The organism is Flavivirga amylovorans, assembly GCF_030540875.1.
Lineage (GTDB): Bacteria > Bacteroidota > Bacteroidia > Flavobacteriales > Flavobacteriaceae > Flavivirga > Flavivirga amylovorans.
This window is the reverse complement of sequence record NZ_JAUOEM010000001.1, coordinates 1167893-1192904: the sequence shown is the minus strand read 5'-3', so window position 1 is coordinate 1192904 and position 25012 is coordinate 1167893. Positions and strand designations below refer to the sequence as shown.

General features: G+C 33.3%; 24 protein-coding genes. 8 read left to right on the top strand and 16 right to left on the bottom strand.

Annotation, left to right across the window (positions count from 1 at the left end):
• Positions 1-23: 23 nt before the first annotated feature.
• Complete coding sequence (locus tag Q4Q39_RS04795; RefSeq protein ID WP_303281238.1) at positions 24-839, bottom strand: SDR family oxidoreductase; 816 nt, start codon at positions 837-839, stop codon at positions 24-26.
• Positions 840-1111: 272 nt separating this feature from the next.
• On the opposite strand from Q4Q39_RS04795, the gene Q4Q39_RS04790 reads away from it, so the two are divergent.
• From Q4Q39_RS04790 to Q4Q39_RS04780, 3 genes are all read left to right on the top strand, one after another.
• Positions 1112-2149 carry a LacI family DNA-binding transcriptional regulator gene (locus Q4Q39_RS04790; RefSeq protein WP_303281237.1) on the top strand — a complete coding sequence of 346 codons (1038 nt, stop codon included), beginning with the start codon at positions 1112-1114 and terminating at the stop codon, positions 2147-2149.
• Positions 2150-2201: 52 nt separating this feature from the next.
• Entirely contained in the window at positions 2202-3116 is a 915-nt protein-coding gene (locus tag Q4Q39_RS04785) for a helix-turn-helix domain-containing protein (protein ID WP_303281236.1), read from the top strand.
• Between the two features lie 168 nt (positions 3117-3284).
• Entirely contained in the window at positions 3285-5741 is a 2457-nt protein-coding gene (locus Q4Q39_RS04780; protein WP_303281235.1) for a leucine-rich repeat domain-containing protein, read from the top strand.
• Between the two features lie 296 nt (positions 5742-6037).
• On the opposite strand, the gene Q4Q39_RS04775 is transcribed toward Q4Q39_RS04780, so the two are convergent.
• The 13 genes from Q4Q39_RS04775 to Q4Q39_RS04715 all read right to left on the bottom strand — a co-directional run bounded on the left by Q4Q39_RS04775 (position 6038) and on the right by Q4Q39_RS04715 (position 19014).
• Positions 6038-7288, bottom strand: a complete 1251-nt coding sequence (locus Q4Q39_RS04775) for a sensor histidine kinase (RefSeq protein WP_303281234.1) — start codon at positions 7286-7288, stop codon at positions 6038-6040.
• Positions 7289-7290: 2 nt separating this feature from the next.
• On the bottom strand, positions 7291-7965 hold the full coding sequence (locus tag Q4Q39_RS04770) for a response regulator transcription factor (RefSeq protein WP_303281233.1): 675 nt from the start codon (positions 7963-7965) through the stop codon (positions 7291-7293).
• A 12-nt stretch (positions 7966-7977) separates the two neighbouring features.
• Positions 7978-8562, bottom strand: a complete 585-nt coding sequence (locus Q4Q39_RS04765) for a YceI family protein (protein WP_303281232.1) — start codon at positions 8560-8562, stop codon at positions 7978-7980.
• An 88-nt stretch (positions 8563-8650) separates the two neighbouring features.
• Positions 8651-9256, bottom strand: a complete 606-nt coding sequence (locus Q4Q39_RS04760; protein WP_303281231.1) for a YceI family protein — start codon at positions 9254-9256, stop codon at positions 8651-8653.
• A gap of 73 nt (positions 9257-9329) precedes the next feature.
• A complete protein-coding gene (locus Q4Q39_RS04755) occupies positions 9330-10592 on the bottom strand; it encodes a hypothetical protein (protein WP_303281230.1) in 1263 nt (420 codons plus the stop codon).
• Positions 10593-10670: 78 nt separating this feature from the next.
• Positions 10671-11138: an ATP synthase subunit C-like protein gene (locus Q4Q39_RS04750; protein ID WP_303281229.1), complete on the bottom strand. Its 468-nt coding sequence runs from the start codon at positions 11136-11138 to the stop codon at positions 10671-10673.
• A 30-nt stretch (positions 11139-11168) separates the two neighbouring features.
• Positions 11169-13004 carry a V-type ATP synthase subunit I gene (locus Q4Q39_RS04745; protein WP_303281228.1) on the bottom strand — a complete coding sequence of 612 codons (1836 nt, stop codon included), beginning with the start codon at positions 13002-13004 and terminating at the stop codon, positions 11169-11171.
• An 8-nt stretch (positions 13005-13012) separates the two neighbouring features.
• Complete coding sequence (locus Q4Q39_RS04740) at positions 13013-13624, bottom strand: V-type ATP synthase subunit D (RefSeq protein WP_303281227.1); 612 nt, start codon at positions 13622-13624, stop codon at positions 13013-13015.
• A complete protein-coding gene (locus tag Q4Q39_RS04735) occupies positions 13614-14195 on the bottom strand; it encodes a DUF2764 family protein (protein WP_303281226.1) in 582 nt (193 codons plus the stop codon). Before Q4Q39_RS04735 ends, Q4Q39_RS04740 begins: the two co-directional genes overlap by 11 nt.
• Positions 14192-14791, bottom strand: coding sequence for an HrpE/YscL family type III secretion apparatus protein (locus Q4Q39_RS04730; protein WP_303281225.1), 600 nt, complete (start codon positions 14789-14791; stop codon positions 14192-14194). The genes Q4Q39_RS04735 and Q4Q39_RS04730 overlap by 4 nt, the downstream gene beginning before the upstream one ends.
• Complete coding sequence (locus Q4Q39_RS04725; RefSeq protein WP_303281224.1) at positions 14784-16115, bottom strand: V-type ATP synthase subunit B; 1332 nt, start codon at positions 16113-16115, stop codon at positions 14784-14786. The genes Q4Q39_RS04730 and Q4Q39_RS04725 overlap by 8 nt, the downstream gene beginning before the upstream one ends.
• Positions 16096-17841: a V-type ATP synthase subunit A gene (locus tag Q4Q39_RS04720; RefSeq protein ID WP_303281223.1), complete on the bottom strand. Its 1746-nt coding sequence runs from the start codon at positions 17839-17841 to the stop codon at positions 16096-16098. Before Q4Q39_RS04720 ends, Q4Q39_RS04725 begins: the two co-directional genes overlap by 20 nt.
• Before the next feature lie 30 nt (positions 17842-17871).
• On the bottom strand, positions 17872-19014 hold the full coding sequence (locus Q4Q39_RS04715) for a universal stress protein (protein ID WP_303281222.1): 1143 nt from the start codon (positions 19012-19014) through the stop codon (positions 17872-17874).
• Positions 19015-19427: 413 nt separating this feature from the next.
• Here Q4Q39_RS04715 and Q4Q39_RS04710 point away from each other — a divergent pair, with 413 nt between their 5' ends.
• From Q4Q39_RS04710 to Q4Q39_RS04690, 5 genes are all read left to right on the top strand, one after another.
• Positions 19428-20222 (top strand): universal stress protein, encoded by a 795-nt coding sequence (locus Q4Q39_RS04710; protein ID WP_303281221.1) that lies wholly within the window; start codon positions 19428-19430, stop codon positions 20220-20222.
• Between the two features lie 583 nt (positions 20223-20805).
• Complete coding sequence (locus tag Q4Q39_RS04705; RefSeq protein ID WP_303281220.1) at positions 20806-21081, top strand: hypothetical protein; 276 nt, start codon at positions 20806-20808, stop codon at positions 21079-21081.
• Positions 21082-21083: 2 nt separating this feature from the next.
• The gene (locus Q4Q39_RS04700) at positions 21084-21479 is read left to right on the top strand and encodes a hypothetical protein (RefSeq protein ID WP_303281219.1); all 396 of its coding nucleotides are present in this window, start codon (positions 21084-21086) and stop codon (positions 21477-21479) included.
• Between the two features lie 196 nt (positions 21480-21675).
• Complete coding sequence (locus Q4Q39_RS04695) at positions 21676-22500, top strand: carcinine hydrolase/isopenicillin-N N-acyltransferase family protein (RefSeq protein ID WP_303281218.1); 825 nt, start codon at positions 21676-21678, stop codon at positions 22498-22500.
• 158 nt (positions 22501-22658) lie between these two features.
• Positions 22659-23219 carry a hypothetical protein gene (locus tag Q4Q39_RS04690; RefSeq protein WP_303281217.1) on the top strand — a complete coding sequence of 187 codons (561 nt, stop codon included), beginning with the start codon at positions 22659-22661 and terminating at the stop codon, positions 23217-23219.
• Between the two features lie 64 nt (positions 23220-23283).
• Here the strand turns inward: Q4Q39_RS04690 and Q4Q39_RS04685 are convergent, their stop codons facing one another.
• Complete coding sequence (locus Q4Q39_RS04685; RefSeq protein ID WP_303281216.1) at positions 23284-23772, bottom strand: glycosyltransferase; 489 nt, start codon at positions 23770-23772, stop codon at positions 23284-23286.
• A 13-nt stretch (positions 23773-23785) separates the two neighbouring features.
• On the bottom strand, positions 23786-24970 hold the full coding sequence (locus Q4Q39_RS04680; protein WP_303281215.1) for a response regulator: 1185 nt from the start codon (positions 24968-24970) through the stop codon (positions 23786-23788).
• Positions 24971-25012: the final 42 nt, after the last annotated feature.

The following is a 25012-nucleotide window of genomic DNA, read 5'->3' as shown; positions in this document are numbered from 1 at the left end:
TTCTCTTTCTTAATTATTATATATTATACACCGCTAAAAGCACTAAACCCACCATCGATTGGAACTACAATTCCTGTAACAAATTTTGAAGCATCCGAACATAAGTAATGTACAGACCCGTTCAATTCCTCCGTTTCTCCAAACCTTTTCATTGGTGTGTTTTGTATAATGGTATGTCCTCTATCTGTATAGTTTCCTGTTTCTTTATCAATGAGTAAATCCCTATTTTGATTTCCAATAAAGAATCCTGGTGCAATCGCATTTACACGCAATCCGTCTCCATATTTCAATGCTAATTCAACAGACATCCACTTTGTGAAATTATCAATAGCTGCTTTAGAAGCCGAATATCCTACAACTCTAGTGATGGCACTTTGGGCGGTCATAGAAGAAATATTTAAAATGACTCCACTTTTATTTTTTGCCATTACTTTTCCAAAAATTATTGAAGGTAAGATACTCCCAAACAAGTTAAGATCTACCACTTTTTTAAAATGGTCCATATTTACGTCAAATATGGTCTGTGTAGGACCAATAGTCGCTCCCGGCATGTTTCCCCCGGCTCCATTAATTAAAACATCAATACGGCCATATTTTTCAACTATTTTATCAGATACTTTTTGCAAATTTTTTTCATCTGTTACGTTACATAAAAAACCATCTATATGTTTGCTAATGCTTTTAAATTTAGTAATAGTTTCTTCTAAAACATTTTCATTAAAATCCAATAAAATGACAGTAGCCCCTTGTTTTAATAAATATTCGGACATAGACCCTCCTAGTACTCCACAGCCTCCCGTTATAAGTATTATTTTACCTTCTACGTTAAATAAATTCATTCTTTTTTATTTGTTTTAAATTAATTAATCTCTCAAAATTGAATTCTTATTATATAATCGACTACTTTTTTATTACCCCAAAAAGTATGTTTAACAATAAAAAACGTGTGCGTACACGCAAATTTAAATATTTTATTTGATTTTGCTTTGAAAAACTGCACAAAATGTTAATATAAACAATCTAGTTTTTTATATTTTCGTTAATTCTGCTTTTCTTTGCTAAAAACGATACAGCTTGTTTCCCTTTTTAAAAAATATTAGATATATATATATTGAAAACAATTAAAGACATAGCAGCCTTAGCCAATGTTTCTATAGGAACAGTAGATCGTGTTATTCATAATAGATCTGGTGTTTCCAAAAAAACGAAGGAACGTATAGAAAAAATAATTAAGGAGCATAATTTCCAGATAAATAAAACCGCCAGAACACTTGCGTTAAATAAAAAATATGACATTGCAGTTTTGATGCCTGGTATTGAATCTTCATCAGATTTTTGGTATCTGCCAAAAATGGGTATTGAAAAAGCATCTGAAGAATTTGAAATGCATCGAATTTCTATAAGCTACTTCCATTTCAAACCATTAGACTTTAATTCTTTTAAAACAGCATTTGATAAATTGCTAGACAATTCTTTTGATGCCGTATTGCTAACTCCTATATTTTTAAACGAAGCTAAAGAGCGACTTATACAATTAGACAAAAGAAAGACGCCTTATGTGTTCTTTAATGTTGAATTACAGGAAACAAACTATATTTCTTATATCGGACAACATTCATTTGATAGTGGAACACTAGCCGCTAAACTCATGTCTTTATTAATAGACAATGAAAACGAAATTCTTATTATAAAAGTTAGAAAAAACAGAAATCATCACTCAGCTATTGATGATAGAATTTCGGGTTTTAAATCGTATTTTAAGAGTTATACCCCACCTATTAAAATTCATGAAGTTATCTTACCTAACATCAAAAACCAGGAAGCCATTAACACATTAATTTTTAAAGAGTTAACTAATCATAAAATTAAAGGTCTGTTCGTCCCGTCCAGTAAAGTCACCATAGTTGCCAATTACCTGGAAACATATAAATTAGAAGGCCTTAAATTGATTGGTTTTGATTTGAGTGAAGAAAACATTGATTTTGTTAAAAATGAAACTATTGATTTTCTGATTGACCAGAGTCCATTCTATCAAGGTTACGAAAGCACAAAAATATTATTTAACTTTATTATAAATGATGTTATTCCTGAAAAAAACAGGTATCTACCTATTAAATTGTTAACTAAAGAGAATGTAAAGTATTTGTGATTTTTTAACATTATCCAACGCAACCTTTTATTATTTTAGTACTCTTAATATCATGAATACTAAATACAAAGACAAATATTACGATCATTTTTCTCAAAAAGAATTCAAGCAGGCTCCTGATTTCTGTCAAGATAAAAACTACATGATGCGCTTTATTGCGCCATTAAATAGTTACACTTTTGATAATAATAACTTAACCATTATTTTTTTTAAAGAAGGTAGTGGAGAAATAATATGGAATGGCAAAAGAGTTAAAGTAGGAAAAAATAAATTTATTGTTCTTAATCCAGGTGTTGGTTGGGAATATATAAATGAGCGTCAAGAATATATCGATGTTTTTAGTATTGTTATTTCTGATGAATTTAGGAAGCAGCTCAATTTCTATAATAAATCTACAGAAAGTCAATTACTTGAATCTCCATTTGAGCAAATTAATGAAAACTCTTTTTTTATAGAAAGTCCATTAAATGCGAATTGTTATAAATCTGGAGAGTTATTGAAAAAAATCCACACTCAAAGTGAAAGATTTGAATTTAAGTTTCTTGCTCCCGAAGAATTGGCTATAGAGGTTTTGAAGCAAATATCTAAAGAACAAATCAAAGCCTATTCATTGGCCAGTAAAATTGATGTAAAAAAGAAAGCGACCCAATTAGAGACTTTCAAAAGGTTATTAATTGCAAACGAGTATATACATGACAATATAACCAACCCAATATCCTTACAAGAGCTTTCAATTCAGGCTTCCCTATCTAAACATCATCTTTACGAATCTTTTAAAACAATATATGGTAAGACCCCTCATCAATATATAAACAGGCTTAAAGTGACCAAATCCAAGGAGTATCTTAAAAAAGGGCAACTTTCCATAAGCGAAGTATCTGATCTTTTTGGATTTAGCGATCTATCTGTATTCAGCAAGGTTTTTAAAAAGGCATATGGCCACCCGCCTTCTTATTATCAAACATAAAAAAGTAGTCTAATGGTATGGTATATAAACAACATGTCACACTTTAAAAGTCAAGTTTATCCAAATCAAAACTTAAAAATTGACTTTTTGACAAATCAACTTAAAAACCCCTTAGTAATTTTGAAAATTTGATTTTTCAATCGAAAAAGCGAACAAATCCAAAATATCATGAAAAAATACCTCCTTCATCTAGTTACTATCTTATGTATTGCACTAAATATATACAATATACATAGTCAAAACAAGGTTGTCCTTCAAGATTCTACTGCTATTATTAATTTTCACAATGCTATGGTTGACGAAGGCTGGCCTGTGTTTTGGGATGTTAACAAACCTGTAAGTTCTTTTCTTGGTGTAACAGTTAATGCCTCAGGTAGAATAAGTCAAATTTCAATTAACGGCAGAGCGCTAGGTATAGAGTCAAGTCATTTACCGGATGGCATTCAATATCTACAAGATTTACAGGATTTAAAGAATTTGACCATTTTTAACGTTTTATTGGAAACCATTTCCCCCGAAATAGGCAAGTTATCAAGCCTCGAAACTTTACGATTGTATTTTAACTATATTTCAGCACTACCGGCTTCTGTAGGGAGTTTACAGCGTTTAAAAACGCTCGACGTAAGTTATAACAGGCTTGTATCCTTACCATCAACCTTAGGTGATTTGGAAGACTTAGCCAACTTAACGCTTCAATATAATCGCCTGAAGAGCTTACCAAATAACCTTTCGAAATTGAAAAAACTGGTTAATTTGGATGTCTCTAATAACGAATTGGAAGCTTTTCCGCTTTCTATCTCAGAAATACGATCCTTAAGAGAGATTAAAGCCAGTTATAACGACATGTCTGGAGAAATACCTGAGACGCTCTGGGATCGCGACAATAATGTTGTTGTGCCATTAAAACTATCTCTACATGTAGATCACAATAACCTATCTGGAAGGGTATTGGGTGAAAATACAGATGAGGCTTTAGTCGATATTTTGGATATAAGCTACAATAAGTTTCTATTACAAGATTTATTGCCAGATTTCGACGATTTGAAAACATTTGGAGCCAGGGTTACTTTTATGCCACAAAATAAGTTTGGAAACATACTGCAAACCATTCTCCCTAATACCATGGAAGCAACCACGGATATTTTTATCGAAGGCTACCAATCTGTACCTTCAAATCAAGTCCAATGGTTTACATACCCTACACGTTTTAATATAGGCTTCAATACGAAGCCAGCGGGAAACGGGTATCCTCTAAACAAGAGCAACAATCTATCAAATCAAGGATATTACTATTGTGTAGTAACAAATCCCGCTTTGCCGGATAATTACAAAATTACCAGTGAGCCAGTCCGTTTTATTATATCAAATAAACCACCTGTTATAGAAACCGATCATATTACATTTAGAAAAGGTGAAACCCCAAATCTAATCATAAAGATTAGTGACGATTTCACCTATTCTGAATCATTAAATATCAGCTACCCTTCGGAAACTACAAATTTACAATTTGCATCTGGAAAGATCGTTCCTAAAGATCCCAACTGGATAGGTACAGATTTACTTTCTGTATCTGCTACAGATGAACAAAATGCAAAAACCGACAAAACCATACCCATAACTATATTACCCACAGAAAATAGTGCTCCAATGGTTACGCTTCCCAATATAATTTATCCTGCAATAGATGTAAGTACTGTATTGCCGCTTCCATGCGAACCTGGAACTAATGGTTGCAACGCTTTCTATATTTGGGATGCGTGGACGCTACTGGATTATTATATTAAAGATGATTTAGATGATAAAGACCGTCTGGAATATACCATAAAAGAATGGAGGTCTGATAATACCAGTTTGAATGATAAAGCATACGTTAGTATGATCAATCAACCAGGTTGGATTGGTAATTCTATGAACACATTTATTATTGCTAATAAAGACACCATAGTTAATATTACTTTACAGGTAAAAGACCGAGAAGGCTTAACAACAGAACATCCTGTACAATTTATATGTTCTACAACGAATCCTGGAAAAGCACCGGTAATTTCTGAGATTCCCGATCAGATTATAACATCAGAAGCAGCGTCTTTTCCCCAACTCGACCTCAACCAATATACAACTAATGATTATGAAGATAGCAAGGATTTACTTTGGAGAAGTACGTACAACCCATTGTTAACGGTTAATCTCATAGACAGTTTGGCAAATGTAAAACCATCCAATCGAGATACTGGGTTTACTACTTTAATGAATTATGAGGCTATCGAGAAAACTAATTTATACAATAATACTAGCATCGATGTAAAATATGTGTTATCTGAAACGCTTGAAACAATAGACGTTGACAGCAATTCAAATCAAAGAATTGTTTTATACCCTAATCCGACGAAAGATGGTGATATTTTCCTAAAATTCACGAACCGTTTAAACTCTGAAGGTGCCATTACTGTTTTTAATATTACAGGAAAAAGCCTCATATCATTTCCGTTTCAAAATAACTCCAATACTATGGATTTAAGTCCTTATTTGAAAAAGCTTTTAAGTAAAACTCAAGATAAGATGCTCTTTGTAAAAATCATGATGGACGATGGTACTTCCAGTGTTTTAAAACTGTTAAAAAGTTAACAACTCTACTTACTGAATATTTTTACTTGTTTAATATATTTAATTCTAATTAACATGAGTCGATTTAAATTAAACTGGAAACAATCATCTTAGCACTTTGAAATACAATTCTTTGTCATGTCGACAGAACGAAGTATGAGTGACGAGACATCCCATCATAATGGGATTTCTCCTCGTAAGCTTCGCTTATATCTTCAAACAAAATATATTTTGTTTTCGATAGCGTTCGAAATGACACTGTTTTATCTTTAAAATTTTGCAAACACATGATTATCATATTTCTATAGAAACTTACGTTAATTATTAAAATATAAAGAAAGCTTATGTTTGCCCGATTGCAAACTATAATCAAGCAAAAACCCATACATTTCACATATTTTCTGGTTAATAGCCAGACCCAAGCCTAATGATTCTGTTTCTTTGTTTCCTCTTTGAAAACGCTTGAACAACTGCTCTGTTTCTATTTCTGAAATCTTGCCTGTATTTACAATTTCAAATTTTTCTTCATTTAGAAGTATTTCTATATATCCGCCCTCTAGATTATGCTGTACAGCATTTTTTATCAAATTAGTAAAGAGGATATTGGCTAAAATCTGATCACATTTTACCTTAACAGGGTTTAATTTAACCGTTATTTCGAGATTTTTAAATGCAATCATCTCTTCCATATTGCCGATAATATTGTCAACTATAACACTGATGTCTACACTATCCAGTCTTGTAAATTCTTGATTTTCTATTCTGGAAATCAAAGTCAAAGACTTACCAATTTTTGATAGTTTATTTGCCTCCTGATAAACAGCCTGTACCCAATGAAGTTCTTTTTCCTTAAGGTCTTGACTTTCTAAAAGCAACACCATTTTGTTGCGAATAATAGCGAGAGGTGTTTGTATTTCATGAGAAATATTCTCATTGAATTCTTTAAGGTTTTGAAAATCCTTTTTTACTTGGTTCATCAAAGCTGTTACAATTCTATTGAGCTCTTTAAATTCGCTAATATTAGAAGTTTCGAGATTTACCGGATTTTTTTTAGTGATATCGTAATTTGTAAGTTTTGATAAGTTTTCAAAAAAAGGTTTCCATGCCCACCTATATATGCCTTGATTGATAAAAAATAAACCTGTTACCAGCAACAGTATAACCAAAGTGGTCGTTACAAAAAGCCATACAATCAATTCATTCATGTCTAAAAGAACATGTTTGAGGGAAATCTTCATTTTTTGGGCATCTATTAAAGCCGTAAACTCATACATACGATAAGGCATCAATTTATCCGCATAAGCTTCATAAATTAAAGTGTCTCTATATTTATTCGATACAGGAAAGTCTTCGGTTACAGGTGTTGTACTAAATATATAGTTAGAAGATGGAAACGTTTCATTTTCCTTAAGGTTAAAGCTTATTCGCTCGCTTTCATGTTTCAATATATCGTCAACCTCCTTGTTTACAACATATTGAATAAGAAAATAGTCTGCCGCAACCATAAGCGGAAAAAGAAATATAAAAAATATGAGATAGTACTTATTGGTTTTGGTAACTAAATTCATTTCTAATCGCTAAATTTATATCCGACACTATAGATCGATTTAATATAATCTCTTCCTCCAAATTTGGTAATCTTTTTTCTCAAATTAGCCAAATGTGTATAGATAAAATTAAAAGAATCGGCCATTTCAATGTGATCTCCCCAAAGGTGTTCGGCTATAGCTTCTTTTGTTAACAACCTATTTCTATTCGCTACAAAAAAATGGAGGATATCAAATTCCTTTTTGGTTAGATTCATTAAACGATCATTTATAAAAACTTCATGATTATCAGGCCTTATTTTAATTTCATTGAAAATTATTTCTTTACTTCCTTTATATGCTTTCCTTCTGTAAAGTGCTTTAATTCTTGCATTAAGCTCTGCCATATAAAAAGGTTTGGTTAAATAATCATCTGCTCCTATTTCCAGACCATTCACCTTGTCCCCTATGGCATTTTTAGCAGAAATAATGATAATACCTACATCAATATTTTCTTTCTTGACTTCTTTAATGATATCAAGCCCTGTTCCATCTGGTAGCGTAATATCTACAACTAAAATATCATAAGGAAAAATAACAGCCTTCATAAAAGCCGATTTATAATCGGTCGCAATTTCACAAATATTTCCTTGTTCCTCCAGAAAATTCTTGATGTCTTTTAGAAGTTCTATATTATCTTCGATAACAAGTATTTTCATAATATTAATTAGCTATTCAAAAGTTGCTGAGAATTTTATTCTTATATCATTTCCTGTTTTTATAGTACCAAATAAAGCCTTTGGAGGGTCTATATTAAAATCTGTCATTTTAATATTCTTTTCTCCGTTCAATATTATCTTATCCTCAAAAACATGACCTTCAAAATCCAAGGAAATACGTTTTTCAACTCCAGCAACAAATAAGTTTCCAAAACATGTTACATGAAATTTACCAGATTCTTTATTTACGATTTCCTTAACTTCAATTAGTTGAAAAGTTATCTTTTTGTAGGCATTGGTTTTTATAGCTTTATAGGTATTTTTATCCATAGATTTCTTTCCACTCTTTAAGCTCTCCGCCATAATGACCAAACTGCATTCATCAATATCTCTAGTCTTCAGGTCATTAAATACAATCTCTCCAGATTTATCTTCAACAATAACCTCCCAATCATGTAAACTGGAAGTGCCCGAAATAACCAATGAAGACTCCTGGTTATTCAAATTGAATGTTTGAGCGAAACACCATTGCGGCATGAAAACAGCTAGCATTAAAAAACTCAAAAAAATAATATGTGTTTTTCTAAATAGCAGCATAGCTTTTAATTTTATACAAAGTTCCATAGAAAATAAATGTTAAAACATGATTTTTATCAAGGTAAATCTCTAATTTTTAAAGGTGTTTTTAATTTTTATCATGACATACAACAAACTCCTTTATCAATAGTTGAAAACTAATTTCAATAGTCTCTTCAACAGCAATAATACCTAATAGCTTTTCAGGAGGATCTATATTAAAATCACGGATATTCAAAATCAAAACACCTTTAACAAATACATTTTTTTTGCCTTTTAATTCTACAGGAAACTTATATGATTTAATAGTTCCTGCAATTTCTAAATCTAATGTTGCCTTCACAACGGCGTCTTCCCCATTAAGCCTTTCAAGCGCTTTTAATTCAAGAATTATTTGAGGGTGTGCTTTTGAATTTAATACCTTTTGAAAATCTTTGTTAATACCTCTGCTACCACAATCGAAACACGTATTTTCTAAAATAAGTTTCGTTTTTTCAAAAATCATTTTACGTCCTCTTGTCTCGAAAAAAACCGGGATAGGGTCTTTCAACTTCTGAACATCAAAATAACATTTAAAGGTATTGATATTCGTTTTTCCTTTTACCATCAATTCACTTTCCGGGGCTATTAATACAGATGTATTATCCTTTACAATGTCTTTGTTAGTAAAAGCTAACATTAGCATAATTGAATTAAAAAATACTATCTTTTTCATAACCCCTATTTCAGATCCAACAGGAAGAAAGACTCATAAATCAAAAAAGACTCAATAATTACTTGTTTCCTTGTTAGAAACTTATCACAGCTTCTGCCAATAAACCATCAAATGCTCCATCATTAAAAATACTACTTGTATTATAGCCATCGTGTTCTTGACTTACGTACTCTAACTTCATTAAAATATTTTTGGTCATAAACCAACCTGCACTTAATTGAAATCTTGAAATTTCAATGTTGTCTCCATTTGATTCCTCAGAATCAACTTTGTTATAACGGGTACCTAAATAAAAGTTTTCCTCGTTTCCAAACCTATAAATGAACTCTCCTGCAAATTGTTTTGCAGTGCGTTCTTCGATTTCATCATTTGCCTTGCCAGTTGCTGTTTCTATCGTTCCAAAAAACTCCAATCCTTTATATTTTATAAACGGATTAACCATGATAGCAGTAATTTTGTTTCTTAAATTAGGGTTATAACGCCCAGACCTAAAATTACTTGAAGCACGGGCATCCTCAGGCTCTAAAACAAGATAATATCTGGAACCTGTTCTATCTGCACTATATAAATAAGAAGTCCTTACTGCTCCTGTATTATAAATAGAGCCCGTTAATCTTACTCTTAAATCGTTACTATATTGTTTATCATACCCTAACTTAGCCAATAAAGAAGCTCCTCCCGTATCTGGGTTATCAACGGCCTGATTTAGTTTACCATTGGTAAAACCTAGCATACCAATAAATCCATGTCTTCTATAATAAAGCTCTGCACCAACTTCTGTAGTAAAAGCATCCATAATTAAATTACCAACAAACGGATTATATATTGTTTGGGAATTATCACTACGTCTAAAGTGAGCATCACCATAATTGTTTTCCATATGCCCGATTTTTAAGGTAGCATACTTCATAAATCCCTCCATAAACCCCTCACTTATAAAATCTAATTTATCGATTTGAAGATACCCCCCTTTAACATAAGGCTCTGGATGGTGACGAGACGATAAATATGTACGTAAATGCATTCTAACACCGTCGTACAAAGCAACATCCAAATCCAAGTTTGCAGTAGCGAGGTTGAAATTATTGCCAATTTCTTTTAAAGGTACGACTCCTGAATTTTCATGACCCAGAGCTTGAAATTGTAATGTGGAAGAACCACCAATTCTTACTTTTACATTATCGAAAGTTGATATATCGTCTTTGGGGCTTTCAAATACATTTATACCACTTTTATCTGGTTGCCTAAAATTATCAAGGTTTCTGTTTTGAGCGTAGAAACTAAACCCTATTAATAATATACCTGTTAACATGACATTTTTAAAAATTGTTTTCATAATTTTTTATTATTTATTACTATTAGAAAAATATGTTGGACTTGATTATTAAGTAAAAAAATAAGGTGTTCCTTGTAATTAAACAGTTGGTAATCCTGTCATAGTGAATATCATAACGAACAATGCAACTGTCTCTACGACTCCAATAATCATAATATATTTTGCGGTATCGTTTGCACCAGAAGCAATAGCATCACAGGCTCTTGCTCCAGCTTTCCCCTGAAATATTGCTGATCCCGCCATGGCTGCTCCTGCAAAAAGTCCGATGAGTATTTGCCAGAAGTATGAATCGGGATTTAAGTTAGCATCAGCAATGGCATTTTTTAGAATCATACCATATATAACCTGAGATAGCGGCGCACCAACAAAAATAAGTAAGGCTGTCGCCGCTTTTTGTCCACTGGTTATCATTTTTTTCCAGGCGCCTATAGCAGCCATACCTGCTATTCCTGTTCCTATCGCTGATCCTATTGCTGCAATACTTAAAGACATTCCCATGTCTCCCAATCCTTTTACTGTTGTTTCAATTAATGCTATACTTATCATGATTTAATTTTTATAATTTTCAATAGTCTGTTATATATTATTCTGAGTTAGTGGATTTGTATTCTGGGCCTCAAACGCACGCGAAGGTGCTATCAATTTAAATGGCTTATAGGCTTCTCCTGAAAATTGCACACCTAGATGCCCTGCAAACTCTAACATGTTTAACCGTATACCATGCACCATAACAGCCATCAACGCTAAAGCAACGTTCAATCCATGGCCTAATAATAATGCGATTGCAGCCATAATTAAATTTAAAATTCCCATATCTGAAATCCCATTGGGTAATACCATATTATTAAAACTTGAAGCTACTGCTGCTGTAGCCATACCAACTGCAAAAAGTCTAACATAAGAAACGATATCAGAAAAGCCACTAATAAGGCTTAATGGCAAATTAGCCACGGAAACACCCATGCTTTTAAAAAAGTTTTTGCTTTCTACAGAGAACAAAGCAACCAATAATGCCCCCACCAGGAACAACCAATGACTCCAATCTGGGGAAGTTTTAGACAACACCAATTGTTCCGTTAGAAAAAACAATCCCCAAACCAAACAAATCCACCCCAGTTCGCTTAGTGCTTTTATGGAATTTATAAATTGAAAAAAGCGGACACCATGAGCAATCGTGAGATGTATTGTGCCAATGAGGAAGGAAAGGTGCATCATAAACGCAATATTGTCTACTCCAAAACTTGATATGTCTTCGATTATTAAATTGTTAAAAAACGGTATAGCTGCAATTTCTTCAGCTCCAAAATAGGTACCGCTAAGTACTCCCCAAATCACAGTTGTACCACTGAGTACATACATTAGCAAACGCATTTGGGAAGCCATTTTTTTGCGGAACAAAATCGTGGTCAACAAAAAAATAGCACCATAGCCTGCATCACCTACAAGCATAGCAAAAAACAGTGCAAAGGCTACTAAAAAATAAATAGAGACATCTACTTCTTTATATCCGGGCACAATGTCTATAAACTTCATCACTGGATTTATAATACTGATCCATTTGGGGTTCTTAATATAGACGGGAACGTCTTCTGGATTATCTGGATCTGATATATTGTATCCCCAATTATATTGTTGTGCAGCAGATTTAAACAGCTCAATAGTATGTTGTGGAATGTATCCTTTTAAATATTTAACTTTGCCTTCTACATCTCCCATACCCTTTAAAGTTTCTTCGACTCCTAATCGATCCTTCAAAACAATGAGATAATCATCTAAAGACATCGTACTATTAGTTTGATCTTCCAAAAACAATTCTATTTCTACAAGCTGTCGTTCTTTCCTTTTAATTTGTTGTTTGATGCTTTTTAATGACAATTCGGGCAATGAAACGGCTTTCAAGTTCAATTTTTCAGAGGCATCTCTAGTAAAAAAAGCGATTGGTATGTTACCATTCTGCTCTGCAAAAACTTCTATACAATGACTCTTGGTCAATGATTTTAAAAACGGTTTGTCTACCAGGTACAGATGAATATATAGCCCCTTTTCTTGTAGATACTTAAAATCTTCTATTTTAATGTCTTCTCCCCAAGTTTGATACCAGGCTAACTGCTTATTAAGATCATCCAGTTTGCTTTTGCATTTTTGTTTAATATGAACTGTTTTCAATACACGGCTTACAGTGCGTTTGGGATCCTTTATCCTGTATTGTAACTTGGTTGCATCTTCATCACTTTTATAATTTTTAAGCATGTCGATAGCACTCTCAGTACGATTAATCTCTTTTACACACCGTTCTATCAATTCACCTTTAGGCTGATGGATTTCTTTAATATCTACAACGCCAAGCCCACCAAGTTTATGGACGGTCTCGTCTACTGAACTTGATGTGGTAAAAAGTAATATTTCCTTCATTCTAACGATCATGACACAGCCTTTTTATCCAATTTTTTCTTTTTTACCAATTTGGCACAGCCTATAGCCAAGCGCTCCACATCGCCTAAATAAATTTCAATTTTTCTGATGCTCTCTATGGCTTCTGGTATGAATACTTCCTTGAGTGCATTTTTCATCCGACGGGCTTCTGTCAATTCTTCTCGTAACAGTTCTATATTTTTCTTTTCTATCTCTAATATGATATGATTGGTTTTTTGGTCTTTTACAACATTAATAGCTGTATCTACCCATAATGGTGTCGCTAGAAGATCTACTTCTATGTTTTCAAAAATCACATCTACAAATGCTTCAATACCGACTCCTGCTATTTCTCGTTTCTCAGTATTGACATGGTCTACCTTTATTAAATCGGATAAATCAACTGTATCCTCAGCCATTACAGCAACCCACGTTTTTATTTCTTTATTGGTTTGTTCTATAGCTTTTTCCAAACGGTTTATACTATGTTCTATGGACTGAACAACTTCTTTTAACTGCTGTTCTTTCATCTCAAAAACCGGTAGAGCGATATTATACTCCTTAAGTTCTGTTTTTAAGGCAGCCAAGGCATTCTTGTTCATTAAAATTTTATCTGCCATATTCCGCCTTTTTTATCGTTTGTAAAAAAACCTCAAAACCTTTATCCATGTCAAAACTCCACCATCGAAGCAATAGCAATAACTTTAGTTTATAAATGATCAAAGCTCCAAAGTCTGTATAATGACCAATTGAAAGCGTTTCCAGTTTGTTCCATTTCAACTTAAGAAGTTGTATTTCTTCATTCAATGGGTCTCCACTTATTATTAGTGAAGATTGCTTTTTAGATGTCGTTTGGTCGGAGTGTTTTCTTCGTGATATTCTCACTTCTCTGATGTGCTCCTTTATGAGAAAAACATATTCTGAAAAAGCAGCTAATACCTTATTTCCATTTTCCCAAAATGCTACCTCATGAATAGTATTTAGATTGATCTGTGATAGAAGATGACTCGCAGTAGGTGTTAAAAACTTTGCTGCTTCATCATCCAAGATAGTAATTAACGATTTTTCTTTTTCTGAAACTCCAGCATATTTTCTAAGTAGAGAGGCTACCTTTAAACGCTCTTCTTCTGAATCCTGAAAGGACAAGTATGGTAAGCTACTTATTAAATATTCCAGATTTCCTGTAATCATGCGTTCTTAGTCTTTTTTAAGATATTCGACCACTTGGTACTAAGTTGGTTATTTATTAATGTTGCAACTTCTTCTGGTGTAATATGGTAACTCCAGCCTTCATCCATTTTATAAATTGATAATCCACCTAGTATACTATCATCTTTATTGAAGAATATGAGGTCATCGGATATTTGTATACGTAGGTGGACATGATCTATCAATTTTTGTTCGAAATCATTCGGAAGTTTTAATTCTGCTCCATGATCTAAATTCTCAATAACCTTTAAAACTGCTGTTTTCATGAGGTCTGGCGTAAAAACTTCACTAACTTCTTTTTTCAATACCTCATCAAAAAGCTTAATTAAATCATTTTGTACTCTAATGTTTAGGTCTCTGGCAGCTTGTTGCAGTGCACTTTCTCCTTTATTGAGGATAGATTCTGCCTTTTTATTAGCCTCTATAAGAACTTGTTTCTTTTTTTCTTCTGCCTCTTTTATAATTTTTCGGGCTTGTGAATGCGCCTCTTCCAATATTATTTTTGCAGATTTTTCAGCAGCTTCAATAGCTTCATATTTTAGCGTAGCAATTAATTTATCCAACGTTTTATCACTCATCAGTCATATTTTTTAAAATTTTAAACGTTCCTTTTTCTGGCCAATAAGTTTCTATAAGTTTAGATGATAGTCCGACTTCTTCTTTTTTAAAATGCTTTGCCAAAATATCCCAACATAGATCAAGGGCATCTTCTAATTCAAGGAATAGGAATGGATCCATTAATTCTTTTTGAAATGTTTTGCGATAATCCAATAGCCTAAGAGAATAATCATCTTTAACCGACCCAAATTTCTGTGCTTTAACCCTTTCTTCAGATTCAGATAACAGTCTCGCCATGGCATTCATAATACTTCTATGGTCGTGTCTTGTCTTATCATTAACCTGTTGTTTAAGACGGCTTAGCGAACCAAACAATTCCAAATAACCATCCTTCATATAGAACTGACCTTCTGTAATATATCCTGTATTATCTGGTACGGGATGGGTAACGTCATCCATAGTTGTTACACCAAGAATGGTCAAACTACCTGCACCGTCAATATCTGCTGCTTTTTCATATCTGCTCGCTAATTGAGAATATAAGTCTCCTGGATAGCCTTGGTTTGCGGGGATCTGATCTTGGGCGTTAGCAACTTGCCGGAGGTAGTCAGACCATTGCGTCATATCTGACAACAATACAAATACGTTTTTCCCTTGAAGAGCAAAGCGTTCTCCAACTGCCAGGGCTAAATCTGGCACCATTAACCCTTCAACGATGGAGTCTCTATGCGTGTGTATAAACATAATCGTTTTACTCTTGCTTCCAGCCTCTTCTATACGCTGCTTGAAAAAATGGTATTCATCATATTTTAGTCCTACGCCACCAATAATGATGATATCTGCATCAGTCTGGGTAGCAATATTAGCCAACAAACGATTGTAAGGTTCTCCTGCCTTGGCAAAAATGGGTATCTTTTGAGATCGTACCAGCGTATTAAAAACATCAATCATTGGTACTCCGGTACGAATCATTTCTTTTGGTATCAACCGTTTTACAGGATTGATTGAGGGGCCTGCTACCCGAACCATATCTGATAATAGTTCCGGGCCATTATCTATAGGTTGGCCATTACCTGAATACACTCTTCCCAACATATCATCAGAAAACCCGATCTGGACAGGTTTTCCGAGAAAACGAATCTTACAATCTGTTGAAACTCCAAACCCTCCACCAAACAACTGAAGCGTCACTTGATCACCATTTAGCGCAATGACTTGCGCAAATGCTTTATTACCATTTGGGTATATTACTTCTGCCAATTCCTTATTATGTACACCTTCTGCTTTAATGCTCAGGATGGCTCTCCCGATACTATCTATATTCTCATACGTTTTCTTTAACATAGGCTCTTTTTTTAACCAAATTCAATATTTGAGACTTTTGTTTTTCGAACCCTATATCATCAATCCGTATAGCATTCCAATCAATGTAGGCCTGTCTGATAAAGTTAAAATGTGATCGAATAGCATCTTTTCCTTTAATGGCTATTGGAGTATCAATAATTTCCTTGACCACATTGAACATTAACCGCAATCTATCGGACGGCGTCACCCCATCTACATCATGAAAACTATTTTGCTGTAGAAATACGGCATCAAGCAATTCTGCTTTTTGATACCGAATGTAGGCTTCATCTGTGATTCCCTTTTCACCCATTAGAATAATGTTTGAGGCTATGGTTTTACCATCACGCAACAATTCTAATAAGAAGGACACTTCTTCTTCTTTAAGGAGTGAAGGATATTTGGAATGACTATCTATACGGTCAATGGCGGGATATTTACGTGCATCGGACAGGGCTCTTGACAATCCCCAAAAAGCGCCTGTACTCAATAGCGTGGCTTGCGTAACCGGTTCATCAAAGTTTCCTCCGGCGGGAGATACGGTACCTATAATACTTAACGACCCTATGTTTCCATCTGCTAGAATGTCAACACCAGCTCGGTCATAAAATGCTGAAATTAATGTAGAGATATACATTGGAAAAGCTTCTGGTCCCGGAATTTCTTCCTTTCTACCTGAAGTTTCTCTAAGCGCCTGCGCCCAACGTGAAGTGGAATCTGCCAAAATAAGAACATCTAAGCCTTGTTTCCGATAATACTCACCTACTGTTGTAGCCATATATACCGACGCTTCTCTAGCAGCTACAGGCATCGAAGATGTATTCCCTACAATAAATGTACGGTCCATAAGAGATTTTCCTGTTCTAGGATCTATCAGTTCCGGAAAGTCTTTGAATACTTCTACTGCTTCGCCTGCTCGTTCTCCACATGCTGCTATAATAACAACATCTGCTCGCGAATGCCTGGCCAGACTGTGCTGTAATACAGTCTTACCCGCTCCAAAAGGTCCTGGATTACATGCTGTCCCTCCATATGCTATGGGAAAAAGCGCATCTAGTACCCTAATACCAGTTGGCATAGGTTCAACGGGAACGGAACGTTCATGGAAAGGCATGGGTTTTTTCACTGGCCAATCAAATGCCATTTTCAGATTAAGAGTTACTCCATTAGTATCTCGAACGACGGTGATATCTTTATCAATAGTGTAATCGCCTTCTGCTACCATATCCTCAACAGTATAATCACCTTGTAGTGAAAAAGGCACGAAAATCTTATGTTGAAATAACTTTTCAGGAACAGATCCCAACACACTACCACCGGTTACAATATCACCTTTTTTTACTGAAGGTGTAAAATGCCATTTTACGTTAGTATCCAAAGGCTCTACCTCTAACCCTCTTTCGAGAAACCATTCCTTTTTTGCTAGTTCGTACAAGGGGTTTTGAAGCCCATCTGTTACCGCCCCCAATATGCCCGGTCCTAATTTTACAGCTAAAGGCAGTCCAGTGAATTCTACAAGGTCACCTACTTTCATCCAACTGGTATCCTCAAAAACCTGTAGATAAACCATTTTCCCTGGTTTTACATCAATAACTTCAGATTTAAGACGTTTACCATTCTCAATAATAATATAAGCCACTTCGCCGTTCATTACAGCGCCTTCGGTAGTTTTGACACCAACCAGTGACTCGTTAACACTCGCCACTTTCCCTTTTGCTTTTTTCATGCGTTATAATTCATTGTTATTGAATATTTCTTAACTTCCTCGTAGCTTACGAACTTCTTCTTCTATTTTTGTATACCATATTTTTTCCTTTATTCCATTTCCGCTATCTCTAAATTTTTTGGCTTTTTCTGGTTCATCCAATTTTTCGTAAATCTTGGCTATACCTAAATAAGCAGGTATATGCATATTGTTTATTTTCAAACAAGCTTTTAATTGGTCTATGGCATCTTCATAAAAACCATCTTCTACCAGTTGAACCGCTGTTTTATATAGATTTTCTATATCACGAATATTAACTTCTAATTGTAGATTGATAACATTCTCAGACTTCAGCGTTAAAAAAGAACAGGGAACTTCCCTCACTACCTTTTCGGTTACACTACCAATAATAAGGCGGTTCAAGCCCGTTCTTCCTGCTGTTCCCATAACAAGTAAATCAATCATTTTTCTTGAAATGGTACTGAGTATTTCTTTAGCAGGATTTCCTTTAGGGGTTTCTTTAACCCAGTTCAGGCCTGTTAGATTGAATTCTTTCAAAAAAGTATTGAACTTTTCTTTATGTTGAGCACTCCTTATATAGTTCTCTTCATCCTTATTCTCTTCTGCTATAGGCCAGGTAGAATATTGGGTTTCACAAACACCAAGAATCGTTAATTCAGCCTTAAATTTGTGAGCCATCGTGATGGCATCTTTAAGAGCACGTTTTGATGTTTCAGAAAAATCAATTGGACAAAGTATATTTTGAATATTAAGTGGGACTCCTTCTTTTACTACAAAAACAGGTTTTTCACTTTTTTGAATAATCCTTTCGGCTGTTGTTCCTAATCGAAATCGGTCTCCTTTTTGGCTTTCTCCAGAACCAATTAAAATTAGATTGGTATTTACATTTACTGCTGCTCGAACAATACGATCATTTATTGATCCAAATTCAAGAATTGGCTTTCCTGCTTGCACACCTGCTTTTTCTATCTTATTTGCTGTTTCCTCTAACTTCGCGACTGCCGTTTCATGTAGTAATGATTTCACTTTTTCGTTCACAATATCATCAGGAAGTACATGAATCGGAATGATCTTAGCTTGTAATACTTTTGCGAGTTCAATTGCCGTTTCTACAACATTTTCAGAAGATTTACTAAAATCGTCTGCTAATAAAATATTTTCTAATAGTTTCATGTATTCTAATTTTATTATTTTTTGAATATCGAACTTCAACTGCACTCAGCACAAGTTCTTCAGCTTTGCTTAGCACAAACGTGTATTTCTTTATTTCTCTTAATTTTCACAAAACTATCATGCGATTCTTTAGAAAAGTTTAAGAAATTGATGCTACTAAAAATAAATCTACGTTCCATATATTCATATCTATATTTAAATTGTAGCCACATTTTACAACCTCTAACTAATCATTTTCTGTTTTCTAAAGTTTGTCTAAAGATTTTGTTCATAGGTTTGTGTAGAATAGATAAAGTTAGGAGCCACAATTTGGATGATGAAACAGTTAGTATTCTTAAAATTTTTCAAATCCAACATGACGAAATCAAGACTTTAAATCAAAAAAATCACTTAATATTAAATTAGTTTGAAAAATGAATAAAATCCTCGTTCCCATTGACTTTTCAGATACATCTCTGAATGCTTTATTTTATGCTGTTGAATTATTTAAAAGGGCCTCCTTAGAAATAACTATTTTACACGTTTATGGGACAAAGTCAACAGCACTTCTTATGAAATCGATAGACGGCTTGCTCCATGAAGACGCGCAAAGTAGCATGAATCAATTAATAGAAAAGTTACAGAAACAAGCTCCGGAAGTAACATTTAAAACTAAATTAATCAAGAACTATGCTGTTTCTGCCATCACATCTCTAGGTAATAGCGGTATATACGATTTTATCGTCATGGGCACTAAAGGAGCCAGTGGATTAAAAGAGGTGTTTATTGGAAGTATTGCTGGAGGTGTTATTTCTAAAACCTCCATTCCGGTAGTAGTTGTTCCAACATTTTATTTTTATCGTCCTCTTAATGAAATTGTTTTTGCCATTAGCGACAATACGTTCTCTAATGCCAAGGTCATTGAACCTTTGCGCAAAATTGCTTCGATACACGACAGTAAACTCAAAGTTCTTCATATTTCAGAAGACCAAAAACCAAACATACAAGAGGCTTTAGATCATATTGGAGATCTCAATCATTCTGTGACTTATGCATTTGGAACCGGAAATACTAATCGGGATTTAAATGATTATTTGGAGAAAAACGATGTTGGTTTGCTTTGCCTAATCCGTAGTAAGAAAGGTTTTTTTGATTGGATATTAAACGATAGCGTTACTCTAAAACAAACTTTCAATAGCACCGTTCCGTTACTCATTCTCCATGATTAAATATTGGGTATAGAAGATCGCTTTACAAGTATGAAAACTAGATAAATTCAGGGTTTATGGTATAATATTAAATAAACGCAATAAAATGTGTTTACTTAATAGTTACCAAAAATAGTTTTATAAAAAACAAATCCAACGGATTTTCTCTTTCTACGATTTTATGGAAATTAAAAAAGTTGCTTGCTTATCAACAAAAACTAAATGGACTTCGGACAAATGGCACATCCCCTATTTGATTTTTTCAAGTTTTTCCAAATACAAGTTTTCTCAAAAAAGTTACATCGGACTTTTGGACTCGTGCAATTTTGCTAAACTAAGCAACTGCCTAATAAAAAAAGTGAACGTGCTAGAAAAACCAAACAGAACACAAGCAGTTTTCGCTTTTTTGGCTCACTTGCTTAAGCTTGCGACATAAAACTACTTTTGGCAACGATACCTATAATTCATTGCTAGTTATAGTCTACTTACGAAAGTCCTCGTGGACTTTCTATCTGTGATTTATTTGCTAACTTTAGTGCTTAAACACGCAATTAATCTTATACAAACACGTTAGCAACAAGCAAGAAAAAAACTTCGTGAATATATGACCAAAAAGATAAAACTGATTTTAAGCATAATTGCTTTTGTTTCGGCATTAATTTTGTCCGCAGTTTCACATCCAACAAATAACGGAAAACTTCTTATTTTTTCGCTAATCTTAATTATTTTAGGAGGCTTAATAACATCATTTACCATTGCTGTTTGGTCAAAACAAAACAGGAAAAATTCATTTTTAAATAATCTTCCAATTTCATTCGGATTGATTTCAATAATTTTTATCTGTGGATATTTATTTACCTCACTTCAGCCATTAATATAAAAATGAGATTAGTATATAAAATATTGACTTTAGCTTTAATGATACCAACTATATATTTTGTTTTTATGTTTGGAGGTCTTTCTTTAATGGAAGGGTACAATATTTTTGACCCATATATCGATACTGAATTTGCCGAAAATTATACGCCGAATAAATTTGACTCAATTACAATGGGTTTAACAAAAGAAGAAGTTATAAATACTATTGGAAAACCCTTATTTATTTTTACCGATACGATTACAAATCGAACTGAATTTCATTATACAAATGATGGCTTTCTAAGACGAAAAAGCAATAGAGAATATGATATAAATGATTTTGCTTGGTATCGTTCAAATGTTTACTTTGACTCAAAAGATAAAGTTACGAAAATTGACAAGGGATGGAGCTATGATTGAAGATTGCCAGTTTCTAACTAAGACGTATAAAAATAATAGTGCAATTAGTGCTTAACCCAATATTTGGGTACTTTTGCTAAGTCGCTAAATTTAAAAATTTGGCTTGTGTTAAACAGAATAGTAACAGCGTTTTTCCACTCTACTATTCTTATATAAAACCGTTGGCATTCATTATGAAGAAATTAAAATACAAGGAATGAAAAAGATTAAACTTTTACTGGTGGCATTTTTCGGGTTCTTAATGACACCCATGGAATCAACTGCTTGTTCAGTGCTTTACTATGTTGACTCAAAAACGGGTAAAATATATGTCGTCAATAGTGAAGATTATTGGTTGGATGTTGATGCATATATCCAAATTGAACCCAGATCAAAAAATGAGTTTGCCCGACTGTGGTACGGATGGGATAATTTTGCACAAGGAGGAATCAATGATAAAGGACTTTTTTTTGATGCTGCCGTAACACCTGAAAAAAAAAAAATAAAAGGCTATAGGAACCCAAAAAACAATTTGGGAGATAAAATTTTAGCTCATTGCTCAACAGTAGAAGAAGCCTTGGTATTTTTAGAAAAAGAAAAAATAGCTTTGAATAAAAGTCATATGATGTTTGGCGATAAAACAGGAAAAGCAGTTGTGGTAGAATGGATAAATGGAGAAAGAATGCTTCACTGGATTGAGGACAACAAATTAATTATGACCAACTATCTTTTGTCTGAACCAGAAGCTGGGAACTATCCTTGTAATCGCTATGAAAGCATTGAAAACAGAATTCTTGAATTGGAAAATAATGAAGCTGAAATCAACCTTTTAAAAGTTGGAAATACTTTCGGACAAGCTGGGCAACCAGCAAGAGAGCTTGAAAATGGACGAGTTGGAGGAACAGTTTACACTTCATTTATTGACATTACTGACAACAAATTTTTTCTATCCTATAAATTGAGCAATAAAAATGTAATACAACTTGACTTGAACACAGAATTTGAAAAATCTAAACAACAGAAAATTAAACTTAAGGAATAACAACGAACTGCCAACAATGGCTCTAAGTAATTGCTTGTTCTCTCCTATTTCTGAAAATCCTTGCGGATTTTCAGTTTGGTGCGTACTTGCTAAGTTAACCACTAAGCAACACAACTACTCATAGCCGAGACCATTGTGCAACATTATGAAAAACAGACATGCAAAAAAAAACAATCATTATTTTGTTAATCTTAATATCAATAAAAACATATTCTCAAAAGTGTAAAACTGATAAAGACCCATTTACAAATGAAAAAATAACATCATTCGATTTTTATAATAAAACTGTCTATTTTGAAATAAAAAATGACACAATAAGATTTGATATCAAATTTAATTATTGGGGAGAAAGAGAACATGAGTTTGACGAGGGAGCAGAAATATTAATAAAACTTGAAAATGGTTCTAAGATTAATTTAAAAACAATTAAAAAGGCTAAACCTAAAATTGAAAGTATAACATCTTCATCGAACGGTCCATTCTTCCCTGGATTTGGTGGTGGATTTAACACAACAAGTTCTGAAAACTTTACAGCTTATTCCTTTACTTTTTTACTAAACAAAACGGAATTGAAAAGTTTGACAGAATCTAAAATTGACATTATTAGAATTCCTGACACAGATGAAGGAGAACATGTCGACTTAAAAGCAAAAGGAAGAACAAGACAGAAAATAAAAGCAATCAAAAAAGGAGCAACCTGTATAAATGAAAATATATAACGTTGCATAACGAATACGAAAAGTAATTGCTTGGTTCTAGAAATGTAATATTTAATAGTTACAATTAATGACCAATCACATTTATTTGTGTATGCCCCAATTTAATATTCAAACGATTTAAATAGTCTATTACCGAGAATGTATTTTTTAAAAGAGCCCTTTGCTCAAAATGCTTATTAATAACGTTCAGGTGATGCTGAATAATTGCTTCTTTATGATGCTGTACTGCATTTAACAAATCTAACAAAGACATAACATCATTCATTTTATTAACATTAATATAGCCTATAAGTTTTAAATCGTTATGATTGGAGAGATATCTTGCTCCTGCTTTAATAGCTACAGTATATCCTTTGTTGTGTTTAATATCTATAATGGTACTTTTTAATCCCGATGCCTCTTTTAATTCTTGTAATTTTTCTAGGGTTGCATCTTTACTGCCGTTATTCACAAGACACAAATCAACATCGGTAAGGTTAGAAACCCCACTAAATAAGCTTTTACCTATATCTACAGCATTGTTATAACATATTATTATAATTCCAATTTTCATCTTATTATTTTGATTATACGATTTTTAACTTACCTTCTTTTTCATATTTAACAGGAGTCTTATTCCCTCTATAAACCCAGGCTATTTGTGCTAACTTACCAACGATTTTAATTGAATCTTTCATAGATAGTTTAGACCCATCAGCATGAATCCATCGTTTTAGTGGTTGTTCGCAAAGCATTGTTTTAGCTTTTTTTAAACCATAATACTGCGATACTCTTTTAAAGATTTCTACATCAAAAATCCATTGTGTAACAAACTTTTTACTAAAAGCAATTTCTATAACCTCTTTGTGGAAAATTTTAGCACCACACTGTGTGTCTTTAAAATCCATTTTTAGAATCTTTCTGATGATAAAATTGATTGTTAAACTAATTATTTTTCTTGCGGATTCTTTAGTAATATTGGCACCCATTCTTGCAATACGAGATCCACTAACTATTTTAAAATCTGAGGTTTCAATAGTTTTAACTAAATCGTCAAAATCGGATAAATCTGTAGATAAATCGGCATCTAAAAACCCTATATAATCTAAGTCTGATTTTTTAGCCATATGCAACATACCTAAACGTACAGCTTCTGCTTTTCCGCCATTTTTCTTACAATTGTAAACTGTTATAAAATGGTCTCTCCCTTTTTGTAATGTTTCTAAAACTTCTAACGTTTTGTCTTTACTGCCATCGTTTACAAAGCATAAATGGTAACCCGTATTTTTATCTATATAATCTATAAATTCTTTACTTAACAAGCGCTCTTCCTCATTATAACATGGTATTACCACGCCAACACAACGTTGCTGAATCATAACATTACTTTTAGTGTTTGGATTACTAATTTCTGGAGCTCCGATTAAGCGTTTTACTCTGGCACAAATTTCATTTAAGCTTAGTGGTTTTTTCATGTAATCATTAATTCCTAAATCGAAACCTGCTGTGATTACAGTATCATTTGTATTACCCGACAATACCATAACTGACGTTGTTGGTTTTTTTGAAGCGCGTATATACTTTACAATTTCCAACCCTGAAATTTCAGGCATGTTAATATCAACAATGACTAAATCCGGATTAAAAGCATCATATAGTTTTATGCCTTTATTTGCATCTGTTTCGATTCTCACATCATAACCTAACTCCTCTAATCTTTTTTGTAATGGTAACAATACGAGTTGTTGATCATCTATAGCTAACACCTTCATAACTAAATATTTTGTGATTATTTATATAACAAATGTATGTAG

What these genes read in the sequence shown, in the direction of transcription:
- Q4Q39_RS04795 (WP_303281238.1), bottom strand. Translation starts at nt 839, where the DNA reads ATGAATTTATTTAACGTAGAAGGTAAAATAATACTTATAACGGGAGGC.
- Q4Q39_RS04785 (WP_303281236.1), top strand. Translation starts at nt 2,202, where the DNA reads ATGAATACTAAATACAAAGACAAATATTACGATCATTTTTCTCAAAAA.
- Q4Q39_RS04780 (WP_303281235.1), top strand. Translation starts at nt 3,285, where the DNA reads ATGAAAAAATACCTCCTTCATCTAGTTACTATCTTATGTATTGCACTA.
- Q4Q39_RS04775 (WP_303281234.1), bottom strand. Translation starts at nt 7,288, where the DNA reads ATGAATTTAGTTACCAAAACCAATAAGTACTATCTCATATTTTTTATA.
- Q4Q39_RS04770 (WP_303281233.1), bottom strand. Translation starts at nt 7,965, where the DNA reads ATGAAAATACTTGTTATCGAAGATAATATAGAACTTCTAAAAGACATC.
- Q4Q39_RS04765 (WP_303281232.1), bottom strand. Translation starts at nt 8,562, where the DNA reads ATGCTGCTATTTAGAAAAACACATATTATTTTTTTGAGTTTTTTAATG.
- Q4Q39_RS04760 (WP_303281231.1), bottom strand. Translation starts at nt 9,256, where the DNA reads ATGAAAAAGATAGTATTTTTTAATTCAATTATGCTAATGTTAGCTTTT.
- Q4Q39_RS04755 (WP_303281230.1), bottom strand. Translation starts at nt 10,592, where the DNA reads ATGAAAACAATTTTTAAAAATGTCATGTTAACAGGTATATTATTAATA.
- Q4Q39_RS04750 (WP_303281229.1), bottom strand. Translation starts at nt 11,138, where the DNA reads ATGATAAGTATAGCATTAATTGAAACAACAGTAAAAGGATTGGGAGAC.
- Q4Q39_RS04745 (WP_303281228.1), bottom strand. Translation starts at nt 13,004, where the DNA reads ATGAAGGAAATATTACTTTTTACCACATCAAGTTCAGTAGACGAGACC.
- Q4Q39_RS04740 (WP_303281227.1), bottom strand. Translation starts at nt 13,624, where the DNA reads ATGGCAGATAAAATTTTAATGAACAAGAATGCCTTGGCTGCCTTAAAA.
- Q4Q39_RS04735 (WP_303281226.1), bottom strand. Translation starts at nt 14,195, where the DNA reads ATGATTACAGGAAATCTGGAATATTTAATAAGTAGCTTACCATACTTG.
- Q4Q39_RS04730 (WP_303281225.1), bottom strand. Translation starts at nt 14,791, where the DNA reads ATGAGTGATAAAACGTTGGATAAATTAATTGCTACGCTAAAATATGAA.
- Q4Q39_RS04725 (WP_303281224.1), bottom strand. Translation starts at nt 16,115, where the DNA reads ATGTTAAAGAAAACGTATGAGAATATAGATAGTATCGGGAGAGCCATC.
- Q4Q39_RS04720 (WP_303281223.1), bottom strand. Translation starts at nt 17,841, where the DNA reads ATGAAAAAAGCAAAAGGGAAAGTGGCGAGTGTTAACGAGTCACTGGTT.
- Q4Q39_RS04715 (WP_303281222.1), bottom strand. Translation starts at nt 19,014, where the DNA reads ATGAAACTATTAGAAAATATTTTATTAGCAGACGATTTTAGTAAATCT.
- Q4Q39_RS04710 (WP_303281221.1), top strand. Translation starts at nt 19,428, where the DNA reads ATGAATAAAATCCTCGTTCCCATTGACTTTTCAGATACATCTCTGAAT.
- Q4Q39_RS04705 (WP_303281220.1), top strand. Translation starts at nt 20,806, where the DNA reads ATGACCAAAAAGATAAAACTGATTTTAAGCATAATTGCTTTTGTTTCG.
- Q4Q39_RS04700 (WP_303281219.1), top strand. Translation starts at nt 21,084, where the DNA reads ATGAGATTAGTATATAAAATATTGACTTTAGCTTTAATGATACCAACT.
- Q4Q39_RS04695 (WP_303281218.1), top strand. Translation starts at nt 21,676, where the DNA reads ATGAAAAAGATTAAACTTTTACTGGTGGCATTTTTCGGGTTCTTAATG.
- Q4Q39_RS04690 (WP_303281217.1), top strand. Translation starts at nt 22,659, where the DNA reads ATGCAAAAAAAAACAATCATTATTTTGTTAATCTTAATATCAATAAAA.
- Q4Q39_RS04685 (WP_303281216.1), bottom strand. Translation starts at nt 23,772, where the DNA reads ATGAAAATTGGAATTATAATAATATGTTATAACAATGCTGTAGATATA.
- Q4Q39_RS04680 (WP_303281215.1), bottom strand. Translation starts at nt 24,970, where the DNA reads ATGAAGGTGTTAGCTATAGATGATCAACAACTCGTATTGTTACCATTA.